Here is a 21,689-nt window from a genome sequence, read left to right as displayed (position 1 = left end):
TTGTGAGAGGAGTCTATAAATTGTGGGGGCGGTAAGATAGAAAATGACATTTATATGAGCGATTATTGAAATATATCGGCGCAACTCAAAATATATCAGCGGTTTTGAAAATATATCGACTTATCGACAAAACATGACAAAAGGAGTCCATCCCAAAATGCCGTTTGGAACAGACTCCCCACTATATTATTTCTCCTTCAAAAAAGTTCGATCCTTCAAGAATAAATTCCAGAAGAAAATAAATCCTGGTAGTAAAATTGCAATTCCAATTGCGTATAGAATAAGCAATGCATAGAACGTTTCTGGCGTTGTAAAGCTCGTAAATACAGTTACATCAGGATAAATAATATACGGTAAATGCGCGACGCCGTAAGCGTAACTTGCAAATGCATATTGAGCGACGACTGCTAACACGGCAATGCGAGGGTATCCTAGCGTGCCATACTTCTTGTTTGTCCACCAAAGAGAAGAGTACCCTATAATGAATAAAACGATAGAAACTGTAAACCATGGGAATTGCTTTATTAGTCCTTGCATAAGCCAGTGTGTTTCCGGGTCCATTACAACGAGGGCGATAATCGCCGTAACGAGTGTTGCAGGACCAAGGATGATGGCGTTTCTTCTATAAATTCTATACGAATCTTCTGAACCTTGCTCTCTCGCAAAATCAGCAAGAAAGAGAGAGGAGAGAAATAGCTCCGAAGTTAGCCCGAAGAGCATATAACAGTAGATAACCGGGCTAGAAAGAAGTTTTCCATACAGGAGTACTTCTTTTCCTTCAGACATTGTAATATAAGCCCCCTCTGTTACGGGTAAAACAGTAATTAATAAGGCTGGAATTAAGAGCCCAGTAATGCCTGAAATAACCCGAAGAAGGTACTGATATTTTGGCAAAGAGTAAGCAAATACCATGAATGTACTACGAATTGCAATGAGTATTAAAATTAACATAACTGGTACGAACATTACTGTCGCAAGGGTGAAAGCGGCTTTCGGAAAAAAACCGAGAAAAGCGACAACGACAAAGACGAGAAATGTATTTGTTACTTCCCAAGTTGGTGATAAGTATCGATTGGCAAGTTTAGCAGCAATCGTTGGATGTTTTGCGTACACCATGCCCCAAAAACCTGCTCCAAAATCGATGGACCCTAATATGCTGTATACGAAAATAAGAGCCCATAAGATAATGATTGCAATACTTTCCTCATGCACGAGAATCGCCTCCTTCGTGATGTAAATCATTTGCAAGCGGATGTTTTTTAAAGAATGTCCGTAGTACAAAAACCGTTAAAATGCCGAGTCCAATATATAAAATGATGAATAGAATAAATAAAGGACCGACAAAATCAGCGCGTGTAGAAGCGTCGACTGTGCGTTGCATACCATAAATGGTCCATGGCTGACGACCACTACAGCTGAAAATCCAACCGAATTCAATACCGAGCATCATAATTGGTCCACATGCAGCAGCTCCCCAAAGAAGCCACTTCGGTAATTCTGCTCCTTTTTTTCGGTAAACAAAGTACCAATATAAGAGAGCAATTGCTGCAACTGCAAAGGTGAAGGCAGCGGTGCCGACCATTAAATTGAATAGTGTATGTGTGTAAAATGGTGGCCATGTTTCTTGTGGGAATTCATTTAGTCCTTTTACGACGGTGCTAGGGTCTAGTCCCACTAGTAGGCTAAGCATGTTCGGAATTTCTAGTGCATAGTTTAGTTCAAGTGTGTTAGGATCCACAACTCCACCAATTGATAACGGTGCATGTGATGTCGTTTCAAATAAAGCTTCAGCAGATGCCAGTTTTTCAGGGGAATGCTTATGTAAGGCGATTGCCGATTCGTGTCCCGAAAGCCACATCGTAGCACCTGTAATAAATGTCACGACGAGTCCTAACAGTAGTCCCTTTTTATGATATGCCACTTCACGTTTACTTAAATTCTTCTTTAATAATTTAAATCCAGCGATAGAGGCAATGACGGCAGCTCCAGTTGTATAGGCTGTAATCACGACGTGGAATGCACTTGTGCCAAAACTCGGATTAAAGAAAGCTTTCCACGGATCAACGTTAAAAACTGACCCATCTGGCCCCATTGAAAAGCCTGCGGGTGTATTCATCCACGTATTTGCTGATGTAATAAGCACGGCAGATGCCGTGGCACCAATCATGACGAAGAATAGCGAGATTAATCTCATGAATGGAGGGAGTTTGTCAGCTGCATATACATAAATGGACATGAACAAAGCCTCTAAAAAGAAGGCGAAAATCTCAATTTGAAAGGGAACAGAAATAACCTGCCCAACAATTTTGGCAAAACCAGGCCAAAGAAGTGAGATTTGCACACCAACAATTGTTCCAGTTGGAATTGCTACACCGAGAAGGATGGCAAACGCCTTCGTCCATCTTTTCGCCATAATAGCGTAATCGGAATCTTTCTTCCAGTGATAGAGTATTTCACTTATAAAAATCATTAATGAAAGCCCGACACCAAGTGTTGCAAAGATAATGTGGAATGCTAATGAAGAACCAAAAAACGCTCTTGCTAATGTTACCGTATCCATATGTAAACTCCTCTTCTTTTTTGCCATTATTTTCTGATTGAATTGGAAGATTTATTCAAAAAAACTACCAAAAATATATATGTATTTAAAAAGTGGATATGGTAATATAATGTTTGAATATTCTAAATAAAAAGAAGTTAATGTTTAATGATATTTTGTTTGTTTTTTAGTAAGGAATATTTTATAATCTTTTATGCGAACATAAGTTCTGTTTTTCGGGGTGAAGAAGTTTATGTGAAATGGAGAGGATGTTTTATGTATCCTGAAGTCATTAAAAAGATGGCATTTTCAAAAGAGCATAGAGATTTATTATTGAAGTTGTATAATAAAGAGATTACGCGTCGTGAATATGATCGACTTGTGGCATCGCTATATAGACCTTCTAAAGAGGCTTGTGAGGGATAGAGGCACGGGAGACAATCTAATATAGATTGTCTTTTTTCATTTTACGTATGTTCTGGTAAAATTAAGGCTAGCCTTATTAGGGAGGTGAAAAGATTGCGGAAACGTTTATATATAGGCATTGGAGTTATTCTCTTAATCGCTTTAGGTGGCATTGTATTTTGGTCAGCTATACAAGGAAACCGTACAGAACATTTTATTTTAAGACATATGGCGAATGAAAATGGGACGCTTGCCACGTATCGTTTAGCGGATACAAAGGCAGGTACGGGTGAAGCGAAAGGCCGTGAAGCTTTATCGGAATCAGCAGGGCTATGGCTACAATATACATTGGATAAAGACGATCAAGCGTTATTCGATGAACAAGTTAAGGTTATTCAAAATAGCTTTGTACATAAGGATCACATTGTTATATGGAAAATCTCTGAAAAGGGAGAAATGCAGTCAGCTACAAATGCACTTATAGATGATCTTCGTATTATAGAACAATTATATCGCGCTTATGAAATGTACAAGGAAGAGCGTTATAAAAACTTGGCAGATCAATTGAGTGACGCTGTAATTCGTTATAATAAGAAAGATAATTATTACGTTGATTATTATGATGCAGATGCAGGGAAACAAAATAATTTTGTAACTACATCATACATAAATCCACACGCATTCTCGTATATGAAAAAGTACGGAAAAGTTTCTGCTCAGCAATATCAGGAAGTCGTTCAATTTTTAGCGAATTATCCAAGGCATGGCTGGGCATTCCCAAAAGAGTATAAAGAAGATGGTACATTTACGTACGATAAAGAAGTGAATCTTATTGACCAATCATACGTTGCGTATCATCGAAGCTTAGGTGGCCTTTCATCAGATGCTTATTTGGAATTTATAAAGAAGAAATTCCAGGAGGATGGAAAGCTATACGGTCGTTACAATTTAGAAACGGGAAAACAAACTGTGAATTATGAATCGCCAGCTGCTTACGGACTAACAATCTTGTACGTGCTACAAACAGGTGATACAAAGTTTGCAAAGCAATTATATGATCATATGGCTACATTCCGAAATGACAACGTATTTAGTAGATATTACGGTGGATACGTAACAGGCGAAAATAATAATACACATATTTTCGATAACGTATTGCCGCTTTTAGCGGAAATGGAATTGGAGAAGAGTAAGAAATAGAAGGTGCTATCCCCTTTTGGGGTGGCGCCTTCTATTTGTGTCGTTATTTGTTGATAAATCGATATTCCTTGTCGAAACGTCGATATAAATTCATGGCCTAATGTTAGAGAAGTAGTCCATCACAAATTCACGAAATTGCTGAGCAGTTTTCGATAAATAGCGCTTTTTCGACCAACTTAAGCCGATAGTTCGCTCACAATTTGGTTCAATAATACGTAACTTATTTAATGCTAAAGTAGAGTTTTTTAATAAAGTTAAACTTGGGACAAACGCGATGCCGAGACCTTGCTTAATAAGGTCGCTAATCACGGTTGGTTCATCTACTTCAAAAGCAATATGTGGAGTGAAGCCAGCTTCTTTACAAAATTCATCTGTTAAGTGCCGAAATCCATAACCAGTGTTCATACTAATAAACGGTTCGTCTTTTACTTCATGTAGATAGATACTTTCACGTCCTGATAAACGATGACCTGAAGGGACAACTAAGAAAATTTCTTCTGTAATAAGTGGTTCCCAAATAATCTCCTCGCCTTCAATTGGCACAGAAGAAATGCAAAAGTCGATTTCTATATTATCTAGTTGTCGTTTCATAGAAGGAGTAGATGCGAGAAACTGCTGGAATCGAACGTTAGGATGTTCTAGTAAAAAAGAACCGAGTAGTTCTGGTAATATTCTCGGGATAGAAACTGCCAGTGTAATAGAGCTTTGTTGTAATTCAGCTAAGTCTTTAATTTCTCGTTCGCCTTCACTTAATTCATGAAAAATACGCTCTACTCGTTTTAAAAATACTTTCCCAAAAGAGTTTAATGTGATCTGTCGACCTTGGCGGTCAAATAAAGGGACGCCTAAGTCCTTTTCTAATCTAGCGATTGTTTTGCTGAGCGAAGGTTGCGCGATATGCAATTCTTCAGCAGCTTTTGTCATATGCTCTAATCGTGCGACTGTCTGAAAGTATTTTAATTGAAGAAGTTCCATTTTGACTCTCCTTTCTATAGACCAAAAGGAATGAATTGATAATTAAAGATGTATTATACAGTATGGAAAGTGACGTGTATAGTAAATCTGTTAAACCATTCTAATGGTGTTAAATTAGGAGAAGGAGTATGTTTCATGAAAGGAATTCAACTTATATTTAAAGATTGGAAAGCGATGTGGCACCATAAACATGGACGTATCGCTTTAATTTTTTTGTTAATCGTTCCTTTAATTTATTCAGGATTCTTTTTAGCGGGATATTGGGATCCATACGGACGATTAGATAAATTACCGGTTGCAGTTGTGAATTTAGATAAGGGCGCTGCGATGGATGAAAAAACAATTCATGCAGGAGACGATTTTGTTGAAAATTTAAAAGAGAACAAGGAATTAGCTTTTCATTTTGTATCAGAAAAAAATGCTGATGAAGGGTTAAAAGAAGATAAGTATTATATGGTTGTTACGATTCCAGAGGATTTCTCTAAAAAGGTAAGTACGCTTATGGATGAGAAACCAGAGCCGGCACAATTGCAGTACAAAGTAAATCCAGGTAAAAACTTTGTAGCAGCTCAAATTGGAACGACAGCTGTGGAAAATATGAAAACAAAAATCTCAAATAGTATTACGAAATCTTATACAGAAGGTGTCTTTTCAAAGTTTCAAGACTTAGCACAAGGATTGGGTGATGCAAGTGATGGCGCTAAGAAGTTACATGAAGGAACGACAGATGCAAGAAATGGGACAAATGAGCTTGCAGATGGTATTCATCGTTTAAGTGACGGGACATCGAAATTGAAAGAGGGAAGTGACAAGCTTGCATCCAGCCAATCTGCCTTAACGGGGGGAGCAAATGAGCTGAGTCAAGGGGCAACATCACTTCATAGTGGTATAGAGTTATTAGCACAAGGTGAAAAAACTTTACAATCAGGAGTTAATGAATTAAGTGCTGGTACAATTGAATGGGTGAGCGGAAGTGAGAAACTTGCTGAAGGGCAAGTGAAAGCGGACGATGCAGCAAATAGTGTAAAACAACAATTAGAAGCGTACGTGAAAAGTCATCCAGAGGCGCAGCAAGATCCTGCTTTTCAAAAGATCATTGCTACTTCTAATGGATTAGCTAAAGCAACAAATATTTTAAATAATAGCCAACAACAATTGACACAAGGAGCGAAGAAGCTCGCTGACGGTCAATATAAGGTTGAAGAAGGCATGAATACATTCGGAGTTAAGTTAAATGAAGCTACTGAAGGAACGAAAAAGATAGCAGATGGTGCTTCGAATTTAGCAGATGGATTTACGAAGTGGGGAAATGGATTTACATCCCTGCAAGAAGGTGTAAATCATCTTGCAAGTGGCGGAACAGAGTTGAATCACGGGGCTGATCAGTTAACGAACGGACTTGTTAAACTTGACGATGGTGCGAAAGAACTTTCTACGAAATTAGGAGAGGGCGCAGAGAAGATAGCGGATGTTCGCAATGATGATGCACGCAATACGATGTTCACAGAACCGGTTCAATTAGTAAAGTCAACAGTTTCTGACGTGCCTAACTACGGTTCAGGTATTGCACCATACTTCTTATCACTTGCATTTTATGTTGGCGGAATTATGGCTTCAAATATTTTACCGCTTGGCCGTAGACAGAATATGAAGGTAAGCGGAACGGTACATTTTATTAATAAACTAGGATTAGTATATTTAATTGGACTTATTCAAGCATTACTTGTGGATGTGCTTGTGCTAGGAGTTATGAAATTAGAAGTTGCAAGTGTGCCACTCTTTGTTTTATCAAGTATTGTTATTTCCTTTACGTTCATGACGTTTATTCTTATGTTAGTAACGGTATTTGGTCTTGTTGGAAAATTCTTAGCAGTAACGCTTCTCGTCTTGCAATTAGCGACGAGCGGGGGGACTTTCCCAGGAGAATTAAATATAGCTGTTCTTAGCAAAATTGGACAGTTTCTCCCAATGTCCCATTCTCTTAGAGGGTTACAAGATGTGATCTCTTTAGGAGATTGGTCGCAATTACAAATGCAAATTTTAATATTGTTATGCTATCTCGTTGTTGCCGGCGGAATTGCTTGGATTACGAGTCATATACAGCATAGAGAAACGAATACAGAACAAGTGTCTTAAAATGAAAGAAGCTATCCGATTTTTTCGGATAGCTTCTTTTTTATTTGCGTTCCATTACCGCAAAGTAATTGTTTTCATTATCAGCAAAGTTGAACGCTCTACCTGTAGGTAAATCTACAACTTGTCCAACTGTAACGTTTTTCTCAGAAAGATCTTTATACAGTTGATCTAAGTTATTAGAGAAGAACATGAGTGAGGGCGTATTTAAGTTTAATTCAGGCTGCATCTTCGCAATTAACGCTTTATCGTGAAGGACGATGCTTGTGCCTCCTTCTTTCGTTGGCGCAATTTCAATCCAGCGAAAGCCTTGTCCGTTATTTTCTTCCACAATAATTTGGAATCCTACTGTCTCAGTCCAAAATTGTACTGCTTCATCTTGATTATTTACATATAACATGATTTGTCCAATTTGATTAATCATAGGTGTGTCCTACTTTCTTTTCTTGTATGGAATTCTATTATATCAAAGATATGGTTTGAATACCTTTTCGTGATTTTTCCGAAGTACAATCTTAACCCAGTTCACATTTGTAGTAGGAGAAGGTCCTGTAATCCACGTATGAAATGGTAGTGTACTGCAAATGACCATTGCTGAAATTGAGATTGTGGCCGTTATTGTAAATAATAATAGGCTATATAATATTGTGTTTTCTTGCAGTGTGAATAAAGAAAGAAATTTTGTACATAGTTGCAAGAAGAAAAAATGAGCTAAATAAGCACCATACGTGTAATTCCCGATAAAGCGTAAAGTTTTATATAAGAAACCGCGTCGCTGTACGATTGTAATAGATAGAACGTAAAGTATGATAATTTCGCATACGATATATAAAAACATAGACGGTTTTAAATAAGTTGAAACGGTTAAATGAATAGAGTTTACTCCGTAAAAACTAAATAACTCATAATTGATGAATAAAAATAAGATAAAAAATAATATTGTGATAAGCGGGATATGTTTCATGACAAATATACGCCAAGTTTTTAGCGCTACAGCAGCGATTCCTCCCATGACGAAATAGAATGAGTAGAAGAAGAAGGAACGATCTGTATAATGTAAAATGGTTGAACTAGTCAATTTCTCTCCATTAAAAATGTAGTGAGAAGAATACCACATTAAGAGGAAATATAGACAAGCAAAGATGGTCATATATTTATAGATGTCTTTTTTATTTTCTGTTCGTTTTTGAAACCAATAAAATAGTGTACATAGTAAAGGAAACAATAAGTGAATTTGGAACATCATAATCACGTACCAAAGATGAGGTGCGGCTGTTCCGAGTAATAAACTTTTTATTCCACTTTGTAGTGTAATCATATCGTTTGTTGTTAATAAGTAAAGAATAGACCAGAAGAAATAAGGAATGAGTAAATGTGCGGCTTTTTCATAAATATATTCTGTGTAGGCTAGTTGCTTCGTATATTGCAGAATTAAGTGAAAGCCAACGATAAATATGAATGCAGGTGCTGAAAATTTTGCAAGGTTGAATAGCATGCCCATAATGAGGGATTGTTCAAGTAAGACATTTCCTTGATTCATTGTATATAATAAGGAACTTTGCAAAACGACAGCAAGGAATGCAATGCTTTGCAAAATTTTGAATTCTGGTGCGCTTTGAGTCATAATGTCCATCTCCTTTTCCATACATGATTATAGTACGGAGAATGGATAATGGATGTGGAATATTTGTGAAGATTATAACAAATTTGTGGCAGAATGGATTAACAATAAATAGAAAGAGGATGCTCGGTTGGAGCATCCTCTTTCTATTTATTAAGCAAATTTGTTTTTGATCCAGTTCTTACCTTCTACAAGGCGAGCTGTCATTACGGCACAAGCGTTATCTGCTGTTACGTTTAACACTGTTGCAGGAGGATCAATGATTGTACTAATTGCTGCGATAATTGGTAATGCTTCTGGCGGGAAGCCGTATAGAGAAACGATTAACATTTCACCAATCATACCGCCACCTGGAATAGCGCCCATTACTGTTCCTACTAATAGAGAAACAACAAGTGCGATTGCTAATGTTTTCGGTCCTTCGAATTCCATGTTGAAAATACCGAATAAGAAAGCAATTTTTAAGACGCCGCCTAAAACAGAGCCGTCTTTATGAAGTGTAGATCCAAGCAGGACAACTGTTTCGCGAACGTCAGAAGAGATACCCATCTTCTTCGTTGCTTCCAAGTTTGCAGGAATACTAGCAGCACTACTACAAGTTGCAAGTGATGTAACTGTAGGAGAGACCATGTTCTTCCAAAATACTTGTACACCTTGTTTGCGACCTGCAAGGTATGCATAGAACGTGAAGAATACAAAGAAGTAAATTAGAGACGCTGGGTAGTATACCATTGCTGCTCGGAAGTAAGTTCCAAGAAGTTGTGGTCCGAATTCACCAACTAATGCTGCGAAGTAAGCAGCAAGTCCGATTGGAGCGTAGTACATAATGAAAGATACAACTTTCATTGAAATTTCTGCACCAGCTTGTAAGAATGTAGCGAATGGTTTTCCTTTTTCACCAACTGCTGAAGTTGCAACCCCCATTAAGATAGAGAAGAAAATAAGAGCTAACATATTTTCACGAGATAGTAACTTTGAGAAGTCAGATACTGTTAGAATACCAACGATTTGATCTGCAACACTAACTGCTTTTTCAGCTTTATCAGGTTGCGTTAGTTCTAATACAACACCTTGTGCTGGCGGGAATACTTTCACGACAATAATCATAAAAATAGCAGCTAAAATACTCGTAAATAAGAAAGTCCCAGCCATACTAGACATAATTTTACCGAAACGTTTTAATCCATCCATATTAGCAATAGATGACGCGATGCTAAAGAACACTAGAGGTACAACAATCGTAAACATTAAGTTTAAGAAAATGTCACCAAGCGGCTTTAAAGCAATTGCATCGGCACCCATGAAATAACCAATGAAACCACCAATTAGGATAGAAGATAATAAAATAAGTGGAAAGCGATATGCCTTCATAAATATATCCTCCTATCAATTTAAAAAATTATACTGAATTATTATAGCGAGTTAGAGTCCTCTTTACTAGGAGAATAATGATAGATGGAATAGCGTGAAAACCAAGAAATTTTTGTTTTTAAGCTCGGCATACAGCAGGAAATCTAGACATATATATTTGTAACCTAGTGGTGGCAAAGGATGCACCGTAACTTAGGTTTGGAAAAGGGGGAGGGAAAAGGGATGAATATTTTACTTTGCTGTGCAGCGGGAATGTCTTCCAGTTTGATTGTTACAAAAATGGAGAAAGCAGCAGAGGCAAGAGGGATAGAGGTAAAGATTTGGGCAGTATCAGGTTCTGAAGTAAATAGCCATATTGATAAAGCCGATGTACTCTTACTTGGACCGCAAGTACGTTATTTATTACCGAAAATGAAAGAATTATGTAAGGAGAAAGGAGTACCTGTTGATGTCATTCAATCCGTCCATTACGGACTTTGTAATGGAGAAGCTATCTTGCAAGCAGCTTTGTCAATGAAACCATGAGGAGAGTGGGATAGATGATACGGTTTTTAGAGAAATATGTAATGCCCGTAGCAGGAAAGGTTGCAGAGCAGAGGCATTTGCTAGCAATTCGTGATGGACTTGTATTGACGATGCCGTTCTTAATTATAGGATCATTTTTCCTCATCATTAGTGCTTTACCAATACCAGGTTATAATGATTTTATGGCAGGTTTGTTTGGGGAGAATTGGCAGAGGGCTTTGGGGTATCCAGTTAGTGCAACTTTTAATATAATGGCTTTAATAGCTGTTTTTGGAATCGCTTACAGACTTGGGGGATATTATAAAGTGGACGCTTTAGCATCCGGGGCATTGTCGCTTGTGACGTTTTTACTTGCGACGCCATTTCAAGTTGCATACATTATACCAAGTACAAAAGAGAGTGTACTTGTAGAAGGTGCTATACCAGCTGCATTAATGGGAAGCCAAGGGTTATTTGTAGCAATGATTATTGCACTTATATCTACTGAACTTTATCGGTTTATTGTACAAAAAAAGATAATTATAAAGATGCCAGAGACAGTTCCACCAGCTGTCACACGTTCATTTGCCGCGCTTGTTCCAGGATTTATTGTTGTAACGGTTATTTGGATTTTACGCTTAATTATAGAAAATACTTCTTTTGGCAGTATCCATAATATTGTGGGGCAAATTTTACAGGAACCACTTAGTGTACTTGGTGCTAGTTTTTGGGGCGCAATAATAGCTGTTATTCTCGTTCATGTTCTTTGGTCATGTGGAATTCATGGAGCTACTATTGTTGGTGGTGTAATGAGTCCGGTTTGGTTGTCGTTAATGGATCAAAACCGAGTTGCTTACCAAGCAGGGCAAGATATACCAAATACGATTACTGCACAGTTTTTTGATTTATGGATTTATATGGGCGGTTCCGGTGCAACACTTGCTTTAGTTGTAGGAATGTTACTATTTGCGCGAAGTCAGCAATTAAAAAGTTTAGGGAGATTGTCAATTGCGCCTGGCATATTTAATATTAATGAGATGGTAACCTTTGGTATGCCGATTGTAATGAACCCAATTTTATTAATTCCATTTATATTGGTTCCGGTTGTGTTAACGATTGTTTCTTACTTTGCGATGGAATGGGGATTAGTTGCTCGCCCGAGTGGAGCTGCTGTACCTTGGACGACACCAATTCTATTTAGTGGATATTTAGGATCGGGTGGCAAAATTTCAGGTGTTATTTTGCAACTCATTAACTTTGCACTGGCGTTCGTCATTTATTTACCGTTCTTAAAAATATGGGATAAACAAAAAGTAGCGGAAGAAAAGGGGGAGTAAAGAACTAAAATGGATACGATAGAAACGAAGGCTTTTCATTTAATTTTGCATGGAGGAAATGCGAGAAGTTGCTCAATGGAAGCAATTGATTGCGCAAAGCGTGGAGAATTTACAGAAGCAGAAGCGAAGTTACAAGAAGCGTTAGAGGAATTAAAGGAGGCGCACCGTGTACAAACGGAGCTCATACAGAAAGAAGCTGGTGGTGAAAAGACCGAAGTTACTCTTCTGATGGTGCACGCGCAAGATCATTTAATGAATGCGATTACGGTGAAGGAATTAGCGAGTGAATTTGTAGAATTATATAGGAAGATGTCAGTATCGGAATGAACCTTGCGTATGCAAGGTTTTTTTATTTCATTAAATAGTGGGTAAAAATAGTAAATTATTTTTCGCTAAAAAAATTTTTTAGTGTATTTTTTGTTTTAAACACAACTAGACAACTAAACACTAATCTATTTTCATACAGTTATGTGTTAAAAGCGTGTTGTTTTATAACACACTATGTGTTTTTTGAGTGACACACTAATTGAAAGCGTTAACACACAAAGAAAACAGTCGAAAAAGTGCTGATTTTAGTGGTTTTAAAAAGTTGGCACGCTAATTGCATTAATAAATAGCGTAAAGAAAAATAAATAAACATAAATTTTTTATACTACACAAGGGGGATTTTCAAATGAATATTTTATTATGTTGCTCAGCAGGGATGTCTACAAGTTTACTAGTTACAAAAATGGAAGCGGCTGCAAAAGCTCGCGGTCTAGAAGGAAAGATTTGGGCTGTATCTGGGGATGCAGTAAAAACGAATATCGATCAAGCAGATGTATTATTATTAGGACCACAAGTTCGTTACATGCTTTCTTCAATGAAAACGCTTGCTGATGAGAGAAACGTTGGAATCGATGTTATTAATCCAATGCACTACGGCATGATGAATGGAGAAGCAGTTTTAGATCACGCATTGACACTTAAAAAATAATTAGGGGGGAAGCGAAATGCAAAAATTTATTGCATTCATGGAGAAATATATTGTTCCTGTCGCTGGTAAAATCGGATCGCAACGTCACTTAGCTGCGATCCGTGATGGATTTATTGCAGTTATGCCACTTATTTTAGTTGGTGCACTGGCATCACTAATTAATGGTTTTCCATCTGAAGCTTTCCAAGATTTCATGAAAGGTTTGTTTGGTGAAACATGGAAACAAGTTGGCGGTGGAATGTGGACTGGTTCTTTCGCAATTCTAGCACTAATCATAGCATTTACAACAAGTTATAACTTAGCAAAATCTTACGGCGTTGATGGTTTGTCAGCAGGTATTATTTCATTTGGTGCGTTAATTATTCTTACGCCAACAACACCGAAAGAAGGCGGATTGAACTTAGCTTGGACAGGTGCACAAGGGTTATTCGTAGCAATTATTGTGGCACTCCTTGTTACTGAGGTATTCCGTTTCTTTGTACAAAGAAACATTACTTTTAAAATGCCTGATGGAGTACCACCAGCAGTTTTAAGATCTTTCGCAGCTATAGTTCCAGCATTTGTTATCTTAACAGTAGTTGCAGGTATTCAATTAGCAGTGAAATTAGCTGGTACAAGTGTTCATGAATTTATCTTTAATACGATTCAATCACCACTGCAAAGTTTAGCGGGGACATTACCAAGTGCAATTGTCATTGTAATCCTTGTTCATCTTCTTTGGTTCTTCGGTTTACATGGTCCAAATATCGTTGGTGGTATTATTGAGCCATTATACTTACCGGCATTAGAGAAAAACATGAAGTTATTCCAAGGTGGTACATCTGCATTTGATGTTCCAAATATTATTACAAAACCATTCTTTGATACTTTTGTATATCTTGGTGGTTCTGGTGCAACATTAGCGTTCTTAGTAGTGGTATTACTTGTAGCAAAAAGTGCACAATTACGCGGTGTATCTCGTTTATCAATTGGTCCAGGTGCATTCAACATTAATGAACCCGTAATCTTTGGTACACCAATTATTTTAAACCCGATTTTATTCTTACCGTTTATCGTAACACCAATTGTATTAGTAATTACTTCTTATACAGCTATATCTATTGGTTGGGTACCAAAAACAGTTGTGATGATTCCATGGGCAACACCACCAATTATTAGTGGTTATCTTGTAACAGGTGGGCATATTTCAGGTGCAATTCTACAGTTATTCAACTTTGTAATTGCGATGGTAATCTACTATCCATTCGTTGTGTTATGTGACCGTTCAGTTGTTCGTACTGAAAAAGCAGCAACGCAAGGAAATAATAACTCTGTACCTATGTAACACAGTAATTGTTCTCACAGATAACATTATCTGTGAGAACAATTACCTTTATATCATGTTCAAAAAGATGAGACCCATCTAGAAGAACACCAAACTATCATTCATAAATTAATATTTTAATAGAAATGTTCAAACTGAAGGGGTATTTCAATCGGTTGAACCATAATAGAGAGGGCGGTAATTATGATGACTACAGCAGAACAAATTCCATTCCAATTAATTTTAAATAGTGGTAATGCACGAAGCTTTGCAATGGAGGCACTTCAATTTGCCAAACAGGGGAAAATGGCAGAAGCTGATGAAGCGATGGTAAAGGCGAAAGAAGCGATTAATGAAGCGCATCATTTCCAAACAGAGCTCATACAATCAGAAGCAAGAGGAGAAAAAACAGAGATTAGCGTTCTTTTAATTCATGCACAAGATCATTTAATGAATGCGATTACAGTAAAAGAATTAGCAGCAGAATTTATTGACCTTTATAAAAAGTTAGAAGCGAAAGGGGAATAAAGCATGACTGGAATTAAAATTGCTACAATCGGCGGTGGATCTAGTTATACACCAGAGTTAATTGAAGGATTTATTAAGCGTTATGATGAGCTTCCTGTTCGTGAAATTTGGTTAGTAGATATTGAGGCAGGAAAAGAAAAGTTAGAAATCGTTGGTAACTTAGCGAAACGTATGGTGAAAAAATCTGGTTTACCAATCGAGGTACATTTAACACTTGATCGCCGCGAGGCATTAAAGGATGCTGACTTCGTAACAACGCAGCTTCGCGTAGGTTTATTAGAAGCTCGTGCAAAAGATGAAGCAATCCCATTAAAATATGATGTAATCGGTCAGGAAACAAATGGTCCTGGTGGTTTATTCAAAGCGTTGAGAACGATTCCTGTTATTTTAGATATTTGTAAAGATATGGAGGAGCTCTGTCCAAATGCATGGTTAATTAACTTTGCAAATCCAGCTGGTATGGTAACAGAGGCAGTTCTTCGTTATACAAATATTCAAAGAGTAGTTGGTCTATGTAACGTTCCAATCGGAATCCGCATGGGTCTTGCGAGATTACTTGAAGTAGATGCAAGTCGTGTCCACGTTGATTTCGCAGGTTTAAATCATATGGTATACGGACTAGACGTATATTTAGATGGCGTAAGTGTAATGGACCGTGTGTTAGAGCTTGTGACAGATCCAGAAAAGCAAATTACGATGGAAAATATCGCAGCGCTTAACTGGGAACCAGACTTTATTCGCGGACTTCGTGCAATTCCATGTCCATACCATCGTTACTACTACAAAACACGTGAAATGTTAGAAGAAGAAAAAGAAGCTTCGGTTGAAAAAGGTACACGTGCAGAAGTAGTAAAACAATTAGAAGATGATTTATTCGAGTTATATAAAGACCCGAACTTAGATATTAAACCACCACAATTAGAAAAACGTGGCGGCGCTTATTATAGTGACGCAGCGTGTAGCTTAATTACGTCTATTTACAACAATAAAGGTGATATCCAGCCTGTTAATACACGAAACAACGGAACAATTGCAAGCTTACCACATGATTCGGCTGTTGAAGTGAACTGTATTATTACGAAAGAAGGTCCAAAACCAATTGCAGTTGGAGATCTTCCCGTACCAGTTCGCGGTTTAGTACAGCAAATTAAATCATTTGAGCGCACAACAATTGAAGCTGCTGTTACAGGGGATTATCATAAGGCGCTGCTTGCTATGACAATCAATCCACTTGTACCATCAGATAAAGTTGCAAAACAAATTTTAGATGAAATGTTGGAAGCACATAAAGAGTATCTTCCGCAGTTCTTTAAAAAGGTAGAGAAGTAAAAGCGGCGCTATTTAGCCCGCTTTTTTTATTCTATTAGGAGGTATTATGATGATTAAGTTAATTGTAAATGCAGATGATTTCGGTCTTACGGAAGGTACAAATTACGGCATTATTGATGGGCATATAAATGGACTTGTAAATTCAACGACGATGATGATGAATATGCCAGGAACAGAGCATGCGGTACGCTTAGCGAAAGAGTATAACCTACTCGGAGTAGGCGTACATCTCGTATTAACAGCAGGGGAACCACTTCTTGGAGACGTACCATCACTTGTAGGTAGCGACGGATCGTTTCATAAACAAAGCGTCGTATGGAAAGGGAATGTAAATCCAGAAGAAGTTGAGAGAGAGTGGACTGCTCAAATTGAGAAATTCCTATCTTACGGATTAACACCAACTCATTTAGATAGTCACCATCACGTGCACGGCTTACCGATTTTGCACGATGTTCTGGAGAGATTAGCGGCTACATATAATGTTCCGATTCGTCGTTGTGAGAAAGAGCGAGCAGTGCGTCCGTTTTCTGACGTATTTTACAGTGACTTTTATGCGGATGGTGTGACGGAAGATTACTTTGCGAAGTTACAAGAAAGAGTACAAGATGAACAAACGGTAGAAATTATGGTTCATCCAGCTTATATTGATCCAGAGCTTGTGAAGCGTTCTTCTTACGTAATGGATCGTGTGAAAGAATTGCGTATTTTAACAGAAAGCGAGTTGCCTGAAGGAATAGAGCTTGTGAAGTTTTCATAGAAAAACGACGGCTATATAATGCCGTCGTTTTTTATTTACAAAATGGATAGAATATATCCGCCAAAGGCTCCGATTATAACGATAACCCAAGGTGGTGTTTTCCAAAAAGCGAGCAAACAAAATAGAAGAGAAGCAAAAACAAAGTCTACAGCGCTCATAATTGTGCTTGTCCAAATAGGATCATAAAAAGCTGCTAGTAAAATACCGACAACGGCTGCATTGACTCCAAGTAGTGCGCCTTGTATGTAAGATATTTTTCTCACACTGTTCCAAAACGGTAAAACACCAATAACGAGCAGGAAGGCAGGGAGGAAGATTGCAATTGTTGCAAGTATGGCCCCAAGCGTCCCGTTTAACACTGCTCCTATATAAGAGGCAAATGTAAATAGTGGTCCTGGTACGGCTTGTGTTAATCCATATCCAGCTAGGAACTGTTCTTTTGTCATCATGCTGTTTTGTACGAACTCACCTTCAAGAAGGGGGAGTACGACGTGCCCGCCTCCAAATACAAGTGCGCCAGAGCGATAAAAACTATCAAATAAAGCGATGTAATAAGAGAAGGGTCTTAATATTGGTAGCAGCAGTAATAGCCCGAAGAATAAGATGAGACAAGAAACTGCTATCTTTTTTGAAATAGGTACTTTTATATGTTGAGATTGGTTAATTGGTTGATTACGATATAAAAACCAGCCGATAAAGCCAGATATTATAATGAGAATGACTTGTGTCCAGCTGTTTGGCCATAGTAAAGCGATTGCGGCAGTTACAATCGCGATGGTCGCACGATTTCGGTCTGGCGTTAATTTTTGTGCCATTCCCCATATGGCATGAGCGACAATAGCGACTGCTACAAGTTTTAGTCCATGAATCCAGCCAGCACTTCCAAGGTCGAACTGATTAAGGAACGAGGCGAAGAAAACCAAAACAAGCACAGACGGTAGCGTGAATCCAATCCATGAAACAATAGCTCCTAATAAACCACCTCTTAGCAATCCAATCCCCATACCGACTTGACTGCTAGCAGGGCCAGGAAGGAATTGGCATAGTGCTACTAAATCTCCATAGCTTCGTTCATCCATCCATTTTCTTTTTTGTATGTATTCATGGTGGAAATAGCTGAGATGAGCGACAGGGCCACCAAATGAAGTAAGTCCTAATTTAAATGAGACGAGAAAAATCTCTAATAATGTGTGAAAAGTGTATTTGTTATTTTTCAAAAGTACCTCCTAGAATGTTTTTCTATGTGCATTATACAAGAGGTAGTAAAGCAAAAGGAACGATTCTAATGTAAAGATTGTGTGAATCTTTTCTTCGTAATTAAAACTTGAAAAAGTCATAAATGATTATGTATAAACCATAAAGTAGTAGAAGTAGTGCTGGGAAATTTATATAAGGAGAATGCCCGTATGACAACACATTTCTTTGCGAGGTTAACAGGTAAGAGGGAAATACCTCCTGTAAATACAGAAGCTTATGGTGTAACAGAGTTTATATTTAGTGATGATTTAAAGAAATTACAATATCGGGTCATATTGAAAAATATCGAAAAAGTTACATCATGCCAAATTCATTTAGGGAAAGCGGATCAAATTGGTCCAGTTGTTTTAAATTTGTTTGGTCCGCTAAGGCAAGGTATTAGTGTAAGTGAAGGAGTCGTGACCGGTGTAGTCAATGTGGAGGATTTTGAAGGGCCTTTACAGGGGCGAGCGTTTGATAACTTACTTCAAGAAATCATTCAGGCGAATGTATATGTAAATGTTTATACGAAGTCCAATAAGAAGGGCGAAATTAGGGGGAAAATCAGAAAAGTAAAGAAGTAGAAAAAAGGCTGTCCATATTTTGGAACAGCCTTTTCTGCTATAAGATGCAAATTTTAGCGATTATTGTCGGTAAATCGATATATTTTGAAATTCGCTGATATAATCCAGGTTACGCCGATATATTTGAAAATTGCTGATATAATCTGGGTTACGGTCGATATATTAAAAAACTGCCTCGATTAATTTTTTACAGGCTGATTTTTAATGAAGAAGTCCATGACATAAAACACTTCGTCATCAGGTATTTGTATTTCAAATGTATTTTCAATCGGTTGTAATGCTTTTTTCACTTTCATATACATCCAGTATTCATCTTGTCTTCGTTTTTCTTTATCTGGATGAGGGAGGAGGCTTTCTCCTTTTTGAAGACGGTCAACCATACAGCTCATATGCAGAATCACACCCATTAAGCTGTCAGGAGCTAGCTGTAAGGAAATTAATTCTTGAATTGTATTTAATGCGTAACGAATTGTTTTAATAAGTAATGCTCCGTCGTTCCGCTGCATCTGTTGTTCAAGAATATCAGCCATTTTTGCATATGTTTCTTCATACGTAATTAATTCTTGAATTGGCTGAATCGCTGTGTAGTTTACAATGTCTTGGAAATGATATGTTAAGCAGGGCACTTGCACATCGAAATTCGTGACGATACAAATGATATTTCGCTCTTTTTTTATGTTCTCAATCATTTTCGTTAAATCTTTTTCATGGACGATACTAATCGGAATAATTTCAATTAAGTCTTTGTCAAATCGCAAATAGTTTTCTAACATTTTTTGAATAGCTAAAGCACTGCCTTCCCCAGTTAAACAAGCTGTTAAAATAACAGATTTCATTGGTGATAGTGGCTTTTTCTTTTCTTCTTGTACGTTTAAGTAAAACGGTGTTAAGTTCTTCACTGTTTCATATAATGCATCTAATGAGTAGCCAAGCTGAGCTTTTCGAGCTGCTTCTAGTGCATGTGGAGTGCTTGTCATGGAAAGAACACGTACCGGAATTTTGAACTCAGTTTCTAATATATCACCAATATAAGCGAGCGAGCCCATATCAACGAGTAAGAGAAGTCCATTTACATTTTGGAGTGTTTTCATATACACTTTCACACGTTCTAAGAAATCTTTCGGCGATTCATGTAACGGCATATCGATACCGGTTACTTCCTCAATGCCGAGCAACTCGTTTGCGACGTTTGCCATTTCTGTTGCGATGCCGTTGCCATGTGCTAATATTAATACTTTTACTTCTGTTTGTGAGGCAGGAATTGGATCAACAACGAAGAACATTGTTAAAAAGCCTGCTTCATCGATAGGCATTGTTATTTGTAATTCGTCTTCCAGTAGTTGAATGCATTGCATAGCTACGGAAAAAGCGTCTTTATATTTCGTACGAATTTGATTTAATTGTGGGTGATGAATTTGTTTTCCTGCTTGCAAACGTTGTAGAGTTGTCTGTACATGTAAACTTAAAGCGAGAAATACTTTTTCATCAAACGTCTTGGATAAATGCTTTTCAGCAAGTTCCGCAATTTTTTCACAAACGGAAACGATATTACGATCCACAATTTTAAAAACATTTTCATGACTTGTCTTTTTTGATATTTGGTTAAAATATTGTACGAAAAAGCTTTGAAGATCATTTTCTATTAGTAATTCTAATTCGTCCTCTTCAATACCGCGAGCTTGAAGTTCTTCATATTTATAATCAATATAATCGTAAATAGAAGACTGTTTTTCATTTTCTGTTTTATGATTACTCCAACCGTCATCACCTGTAAATACAAATGTTTCATTTGGTATTTGGTATAGATGACGGCTCTTTCTTTCAATGAATAACCCTTCCTTCATATACCAAGGTAAATCTGTACTTGAAACATAGACAGAGTCACGTTTCTTTGTCACGAAGTCAGAATAGGCTTTCGCACAGGCAATTTGTACATCCGTTTTTAATTGACCGATGTTATTGGGACAATTGTAAAAGACGAAAGCACGCATTGTATTCGGACTAACGTGAATTTCTTTTCGCAGGCGGATTGCTTCATTTGTGAAAAATAGTTGTAGTAAAGCAAATCGTTCTTTATGTGTACGTTCACGAAGTGGTGGCAGCGTGACAGTCATCGGTATACGTCTTGTAAATGTTTTTAATAAAAATGAATTTGGTTCTTCTGTTGTTGCAGTAATGATCAATACGTGTGCTTTACGCTCGTTTTCTGTTTCTCCAAGGCGGCGGTATACCCCGCGGTCAATAAAGGTGAAAAGCATTTCTTGTCCCTCTGGAGGAAGGCGATGTACTTCATCTAAGAAAAGGATTCCTTCATGTGCTTTTTCAATTAACCCTTTTTGATCACTTGCCCCTGTATAAGCTCCTTTTTTAATCCCAAATAATTGCCCCAGTAGTAGCTGTGGATTATTTGCGTAATCAGCACAGTTAAAGACGATAAATGGTGCATTTTTAGGAAGCTGTTCAACTTCAATTGCATATTCGTGCATTAAAGAAGCGAACATAGATTTTCCGACTCCTGTTTCTCCTAGCAGTAAAGTATGCATGCCGTTTGGAGGGTAGAGAATCGAAGCTTTCGCTTTTTCGATTGCGATTTTAAGGCTTGTATTTTCAATTGCAAATGTATCTAATGAAGTCATTTCCTTTGAATGCGTTTCCAACGAAGCGTTCGTTTCTATATAAAAACGAACAGGACGCGTATTTGTTTTTAATAAACGTTTATCTTTTACAAGTTTGTTTAAGTCGCTACTTACATTGGCGCGATCTAGTTGCAACAGGGTAGCAAGTTCTGATGCGGTTACACCTTCTATATAATTGCCTTCTTGTATTGCGTTAAAAATGAGATCTATTCGTTTCATTTCTATTCACCTCGAAACTTCATCACTATTTAAAAT

The 21,689-nt window shown here is 37.5% G+C and carries 20 protein-coding genes; 12 read left to right on the top strand and 8 right to left on the bottom strand.

Features of this window, described 5'->3' with window-relative positions:
• Window positions 1–186 precede the first annotated feature (186 nt).
• Entirely contained in the window at window positions 187–1,212 is a 1,026-nt protein-coding gene (locus KZZ19_RS25570) for a cytochrome d ubiquinol oxidase subunit II (RefSeq protein ID WP_088098429.1), read from the bottom strand.
• Entirely contained in the window at window positions 1,205–2,560 is a 1,356-nt protein-coding gene (gene cydA / locus KZZ19_RS25565) for a cytochrome ubiquinol oxidase subunit I (RefSeq protein WP_088098428.1), read from the bottom strand. The genes KZZ19_RS25570 and cydA overlap by 8 nt, the downstream gene beginning before the upstream one ends.
• Before the next feature lie 255 nt (window positions 2,561–2,815).
• On the opposite strand from cydA, the gene KZZ19_RS25560 reads away from it, so the two are divergent.
• Both KZZ19_RS25560 and KZZ19_RS25555 read left to right on the top strand, forming a co-directional pair.
• Window positions 2,816–2,965 carry a hypothetical protein gene (locus tag KZZ19_RS25560; protein WP_000283173.1) on the top strand — a complete coding sequence of 50 codons (150 nt, stop codon included), beginning with the start codon at window positions 2,816–2,818 and terminating at the stop codon, window positions 2,963–2,965.
• Between the two features lie 93 nt (window positions 2,966–3,058).
• Entirely contained in the window at window positions 3,059–4,144 is a 1,086-nt protein-coding gene (locus tag KZZ19_RS25555) for a transcriptional regulator (protein WP_140392603.1), read from the top strand.
• Window positions 4,145–4,234: 90 nt separating this feature from the next.
• Here KZZ19_RS25555 and KZZ19_RS25550 read toward each other — a convergent pair whose 3' ends face one another.
• Window positions 4,235–5,119, bottom strand: coding sequence for a LysR family transcriptional regulator (locus tag KZZ19_RS25550; RefSeq protein WP_088098426.1), 885 nt, complete (start codon window positions 5,117–5,119; stop codon window positions 4,235–4,237).
• Between the two features lie 135 nt (window positions 5,120–5,254).
• Here KZZ19_RS25550 and KZZ19_RS25545 point away from each other — a divergent pair, with 135 nt between their 5' ends.
• A complete protein-coding gene (locus tag KZZ19_RS25545; protein WP_237981253.1) occupies window positions 5,255–7,255 on the top strand; it encodes a YhgE/Pip family protein in 2,001 nt (666 codons plus the stop codon).
• 40 nt (window positions 7,256–7,295) lie between these two features.
• Here KZZ19_RS25545 and KZZ19_RS25540 read toward each other — a convergent pair whose 3' ends face one another.
• The 3 genes from KZZ19_RS25540 to KZZ19_RS25530 all read right to left on the bottom strand — a co-directional run bounded on the left by KZZ19_RS25540 (window position 7,296) and on the right by KZZ19_RS25530 (window position 10,244).
• Window positions 7,296–7,676, bottom strand: coding sequence for a VOC family protein (locus tag KZZ19_RS25540; RefSeq protein ID WP_237981254.1), 381 nt, complete (start codon window positions 7,674–7,676; stop codon window positions 7,296–7,298).
• A 42-nt stretch (window positions 7,677–7,718) separates the two neighbouring features.
• Entirely contained in the window at window positions 7,719–8,876 is a 1,158-nt protein-coding gene (locus tag KZZ19_RS25535) for an acyltransferase (RefSeq protein WP_237981255.1), read from the bottom strand.
• Window positions 8,877–9,026: 150 nt separating this feature from the next.
• The gene (locus tag KZZ19_RS25530) at window positions 9,027–10,244 is read right to left on the bottom strand and encodes a dicarboxylate/amino acid:cation symporter (protein WP_237981256.1); all 1,218 of its coding nucleotides are present in this window, start codon (window positions 10,242–10,244) and stop codon (window positions 9,027–9,029) included.
• A 222-nt stretch (window positions 10,245–10,466) separates the two neighbouring features.
• On the opposite strand from KZZ19_RS25530, the gene KZZ19_RS25525 reads away from it, so the two are divergent.
• The 8 genes from KZZ19_RS25525 to chbG all read left to right on the top strand — a co-directional run bounded on the left by KZZ19_RS25525 (window position 10,467) and on the right by chbG (window position 16,978).
• Window positions 10,467–10,769: a PTS sugar transporter subunit IIB gene (locus KZZ19_RS25525; RefSeq protein ID WP_001023546.1), complete on the top strand. Its 303-nt coding sequence runs from the start codon at window positions 10,467–10,469 to the stop codon at window positions 10,767–10,769.
• Window positions 10,770–10,783: 14 nt separating this feature from the next.
• Entirely contained in the window at window positions 10,784–12,085 is a 1,302-nt protein-coding gene (gene celB / locus KZZ19_RS25520; protein ID WP_237981257.1) for a PTS cellobiose transporter subunit IIC, read from the top strand.
• 9 nt (window positions 12,086–12,094) lie between these two features.
• A complete protein-coding gene (locus KZZ19_RS25515) occupies window positions 12,095–12,412 on the top strand; it encodes a PTS lactose/cellobiose transporter subunit IIA (RefSeq protein ID WP_000379646.1) in 318 nt (105 codons plus the stop codon).
• A gap of 346 nt (window positions 12,413–12,758) precedes the next feature.
• On the top strand, window positions 12,759–13,061 hold the full coding sequence (locus tag KZZ19_RS25510; RefSeq protein ID WP_001023569.1) for a PTS sugar transporter subunit IIB: 303 nt from the start codon (window positions 12,759–12,761) through the stop codon (window positions 13,059–13,061).
• Window positions 13,062–13,077: 16 nt separating this feature from the next.
• Window positions 13,078–14,385, top strand: a complete 1,308-nt coding sequence (gene celB / locus KZZ19_RS25505) for a PTS cellobiose transporter subunit IIC (RefSeq protein ID WP_098343397.1) — start codon at window positions 13,078–13,080, stop codon at window positions 14,383–14,385.
• 183 nt (window positions 14,386–14,568) lie between these two features.
• Window positions 14,569–14,892: a PTS lactose/cellobiose transporter subunit IIA gene (locus tag KZZ19_RS25500; protein ID WP_000989050.1), complete on the top strand. Its 324-nt coding sequence runs from the start codon at window positions 14,569–14,571 to the stop codon at window positions 14,890–14,892.
• A gap of 3 nt (window positions 14,893–14,895) precedes the next feature.
• Entirely contained in the window at window positions 14,896–16,221 is a 1,326-nt protein-coding gene (gene celF, locus KZZ19_RS25495) for a 6-phospho-beta-glucosidase (RefSeq protein WP_000145757.1), read from the top strand.
• 49 nt (window positions 16,222–16,270) lie between these two features.
• Window positions 16,271–16,978: a chitin disaccharide deacetylase gene (chbG, locus tag KZZ19_RS25490; RefSeq protein ID WP_237981258.1), complete on the top strand. Its 708-nt coding sequence runs from the start codon at window positions 16,271–16,273 to the stop codon at window positions 16,976–16,978.
• Between the two features lie 35 nt (window positions 16,979–17,013).
• On the opposite strand, the gene KZZ19_RS25485 is transcribed toward chbG, so the two are convergent.
• Window positions 17,014–18,195: a chromate transporter gene (locus KZZ19_RS25485; RefSeq protein ID WP_237981259.1), complete on the bottom strand. Its 1,182-nt coding sequence runs from the start codon at window positions 18,193–18,195 to the stop codon at window positions 17,014–17,016.
• 189 nt (window positions 18,196–18,384) lie between these two features.
• Here KZZ19_RS25485 and exsM point away from each other — a divergent pair, with 189 nt between their 5' ends.
• Window positions 18,385–18,798: an exosporium regulatory protein ExsM gene (gene exsM / locus KZZ19_RS25480; RefSeq protein WP_237981260.1), complete on the top strand. Its 414-nt coding sequence runs from the start codon at window positions 18,385–18,387 to the stop codon at window positions 18,796–18,798.
• A gap of 179 nt (window positions 18,799–18,977) precedes the next feature.
• Here the strand turns inward: exsM and KZZ19_RS25475 are convergent, their stop codons facing one another.
• Window positions 18,978–21,653, bottom strand: coding sequence for a sigma 54-interacting transcriptional regulator (locus tag KZZ19_RS25475; protein WP_237981261.1), 2,676 nt, complete (start codon window positions 21,651–21,653; stop codon window positions 18,978–18,980).
• Window positions 21,654–21,689 lie beyond the last annotated feature (36 nt).

The organism is Bacillus thuringiensis, from assembly GCF_022095615.2.
Lineage (GTDB): Bacteria > Bacillota > Bacilli > Bacillales > Bacillaceae_G > Bacillus_A > Bacillus_A cereus_AG.
The sequence above is the reverse complement of the archived record's forward strand: the minus strand, read 5'-3'. Positions and strand labels throughout refer to the sequence as shown.

What these genes read in the sequence shown, in the direction of transcription:
- cydA (WP_088098428.1), bottom strand. Translation starts at nt 2,560, where the DNA reads ATGGATACGGTAACATTAGCAAGAGCGTTTTTTGGTTCTTCATTAGCA.
- KZZ19_RS25560 (WP_000283173.1), top strand. Translation starts at nt 2,816, where the DNA reads ATGTATCCTGAAGTCATTAAAAAGATGGCATTTTCAAAAGAGCATAGA.
- KZZ19_RS25550 (WP_088098426.1), bottom strand. Translation starts at nt 5,119, where the DNA reads ATGGAACTTCTTCAATTAAAATACTTTCAGACAGTCGCACGATTAGAG.
- KZZ19_RS25545 (WP_237981253.1), top strand. Translation starts at nt 5,255, where the DNA reads ATGAAAGGAATTCAACTTATATTTAAAGATTGGAAAGCGATGTGGCAC.
- KZZ19_RS25540 (WP_237981254.1), bottom strand. Translation starts at nt 7,676, where the DNA reads ATGATTAATCAAATTGGACAAATCATGTTATATGTAAATAATCAAGAT.
- KZZ19_RS25535 (WP_237981255.1), bottom strand. Translation starts at nt 8,876, where the DNA reads ATGACTCAAAGCGCACCAGAATTCAAAATTTTGCAAAGCATTGCATTC.
- KZZ19_RS25530 (WP_237981256.1), bottom strand. Translation starts at nt 10,244, where the DNA reads ATGAAGGCATATCGCTTTCCACTTATTTTATTATCTTCTATCCTAATT.
- KZZ19_RS25525 (WP_001023546.1), top strand. Translation starts at nt 10,467, where the DNA reads ATGAATATTTTACTTTGCTGTGCAGCGGGAATGTCTTCCAGTTTGATT.
- celB (WP_237981257.1), top strand. Translation starts at nt 10,784, where the DNA reads ATGATACGGTTTTTAGAGAAATATGTAATGCCCGTAGCAGGAAAGGTT.
- KZZ19_RS25515 (WP_000379646.1), top strand. Translation starts at nt 12,095, where the DNA reads ATGGATACGATAGAAACGAAGGCTTTTCATTTAATTTTGCATGGAGGA.
- KZZ19_RS25510 (WP_001023569.1), top strand. Translation starts at nt 12,759, where the DNA reads ATGAATATTTTATTATGTTGCTCAGCAGGGATGTCTACAAGTTTACTA.
- celB (WP_098343397.1), top strand. Translation starts at nt 13,078, where the DNA reads ATGCAAAAATTTATTGCATTCATGGAGAAATATATTGTTCCTGTCGCT.
- KZZ19_RS25500 (WP_000989050.1), top strand. Translation starts at nt 14,569, where the DNA reads ATGATGACTACAGCAGAACAAATTCCATTCCAATTAATTTTAAATAGT.
- celF (WP_000145757.1), top strand. Translation starts at nt 14,896, where the DNA reads ATGACTGGAATTAAAATTGCTACAATCGGCGGTGGATCTAGTTATACA.
- chbG (WP_237981258.1), top strand. Translation starts at nt 16,271, where the DNA reads ATGATTAAGTTAATTGTAAATGCAGATGATTTCGGTCTTACGGAAGGT.
- exsM (WP_237981260.1), top strand. Translation starts at nt 18,385, where the DNA reads ATGACAACACATTTCTTTGCGAGGTTAACAGGTAAGAGGGAAATACCT.
- KZZ19_RS25475 (WP_237981261.1), bottom strand. Translation starts at nt 21,653, where the DNA reads ATGAAACGAATAGATCTCATTTTTAACGCAATACAAGAAGGCAATTAT.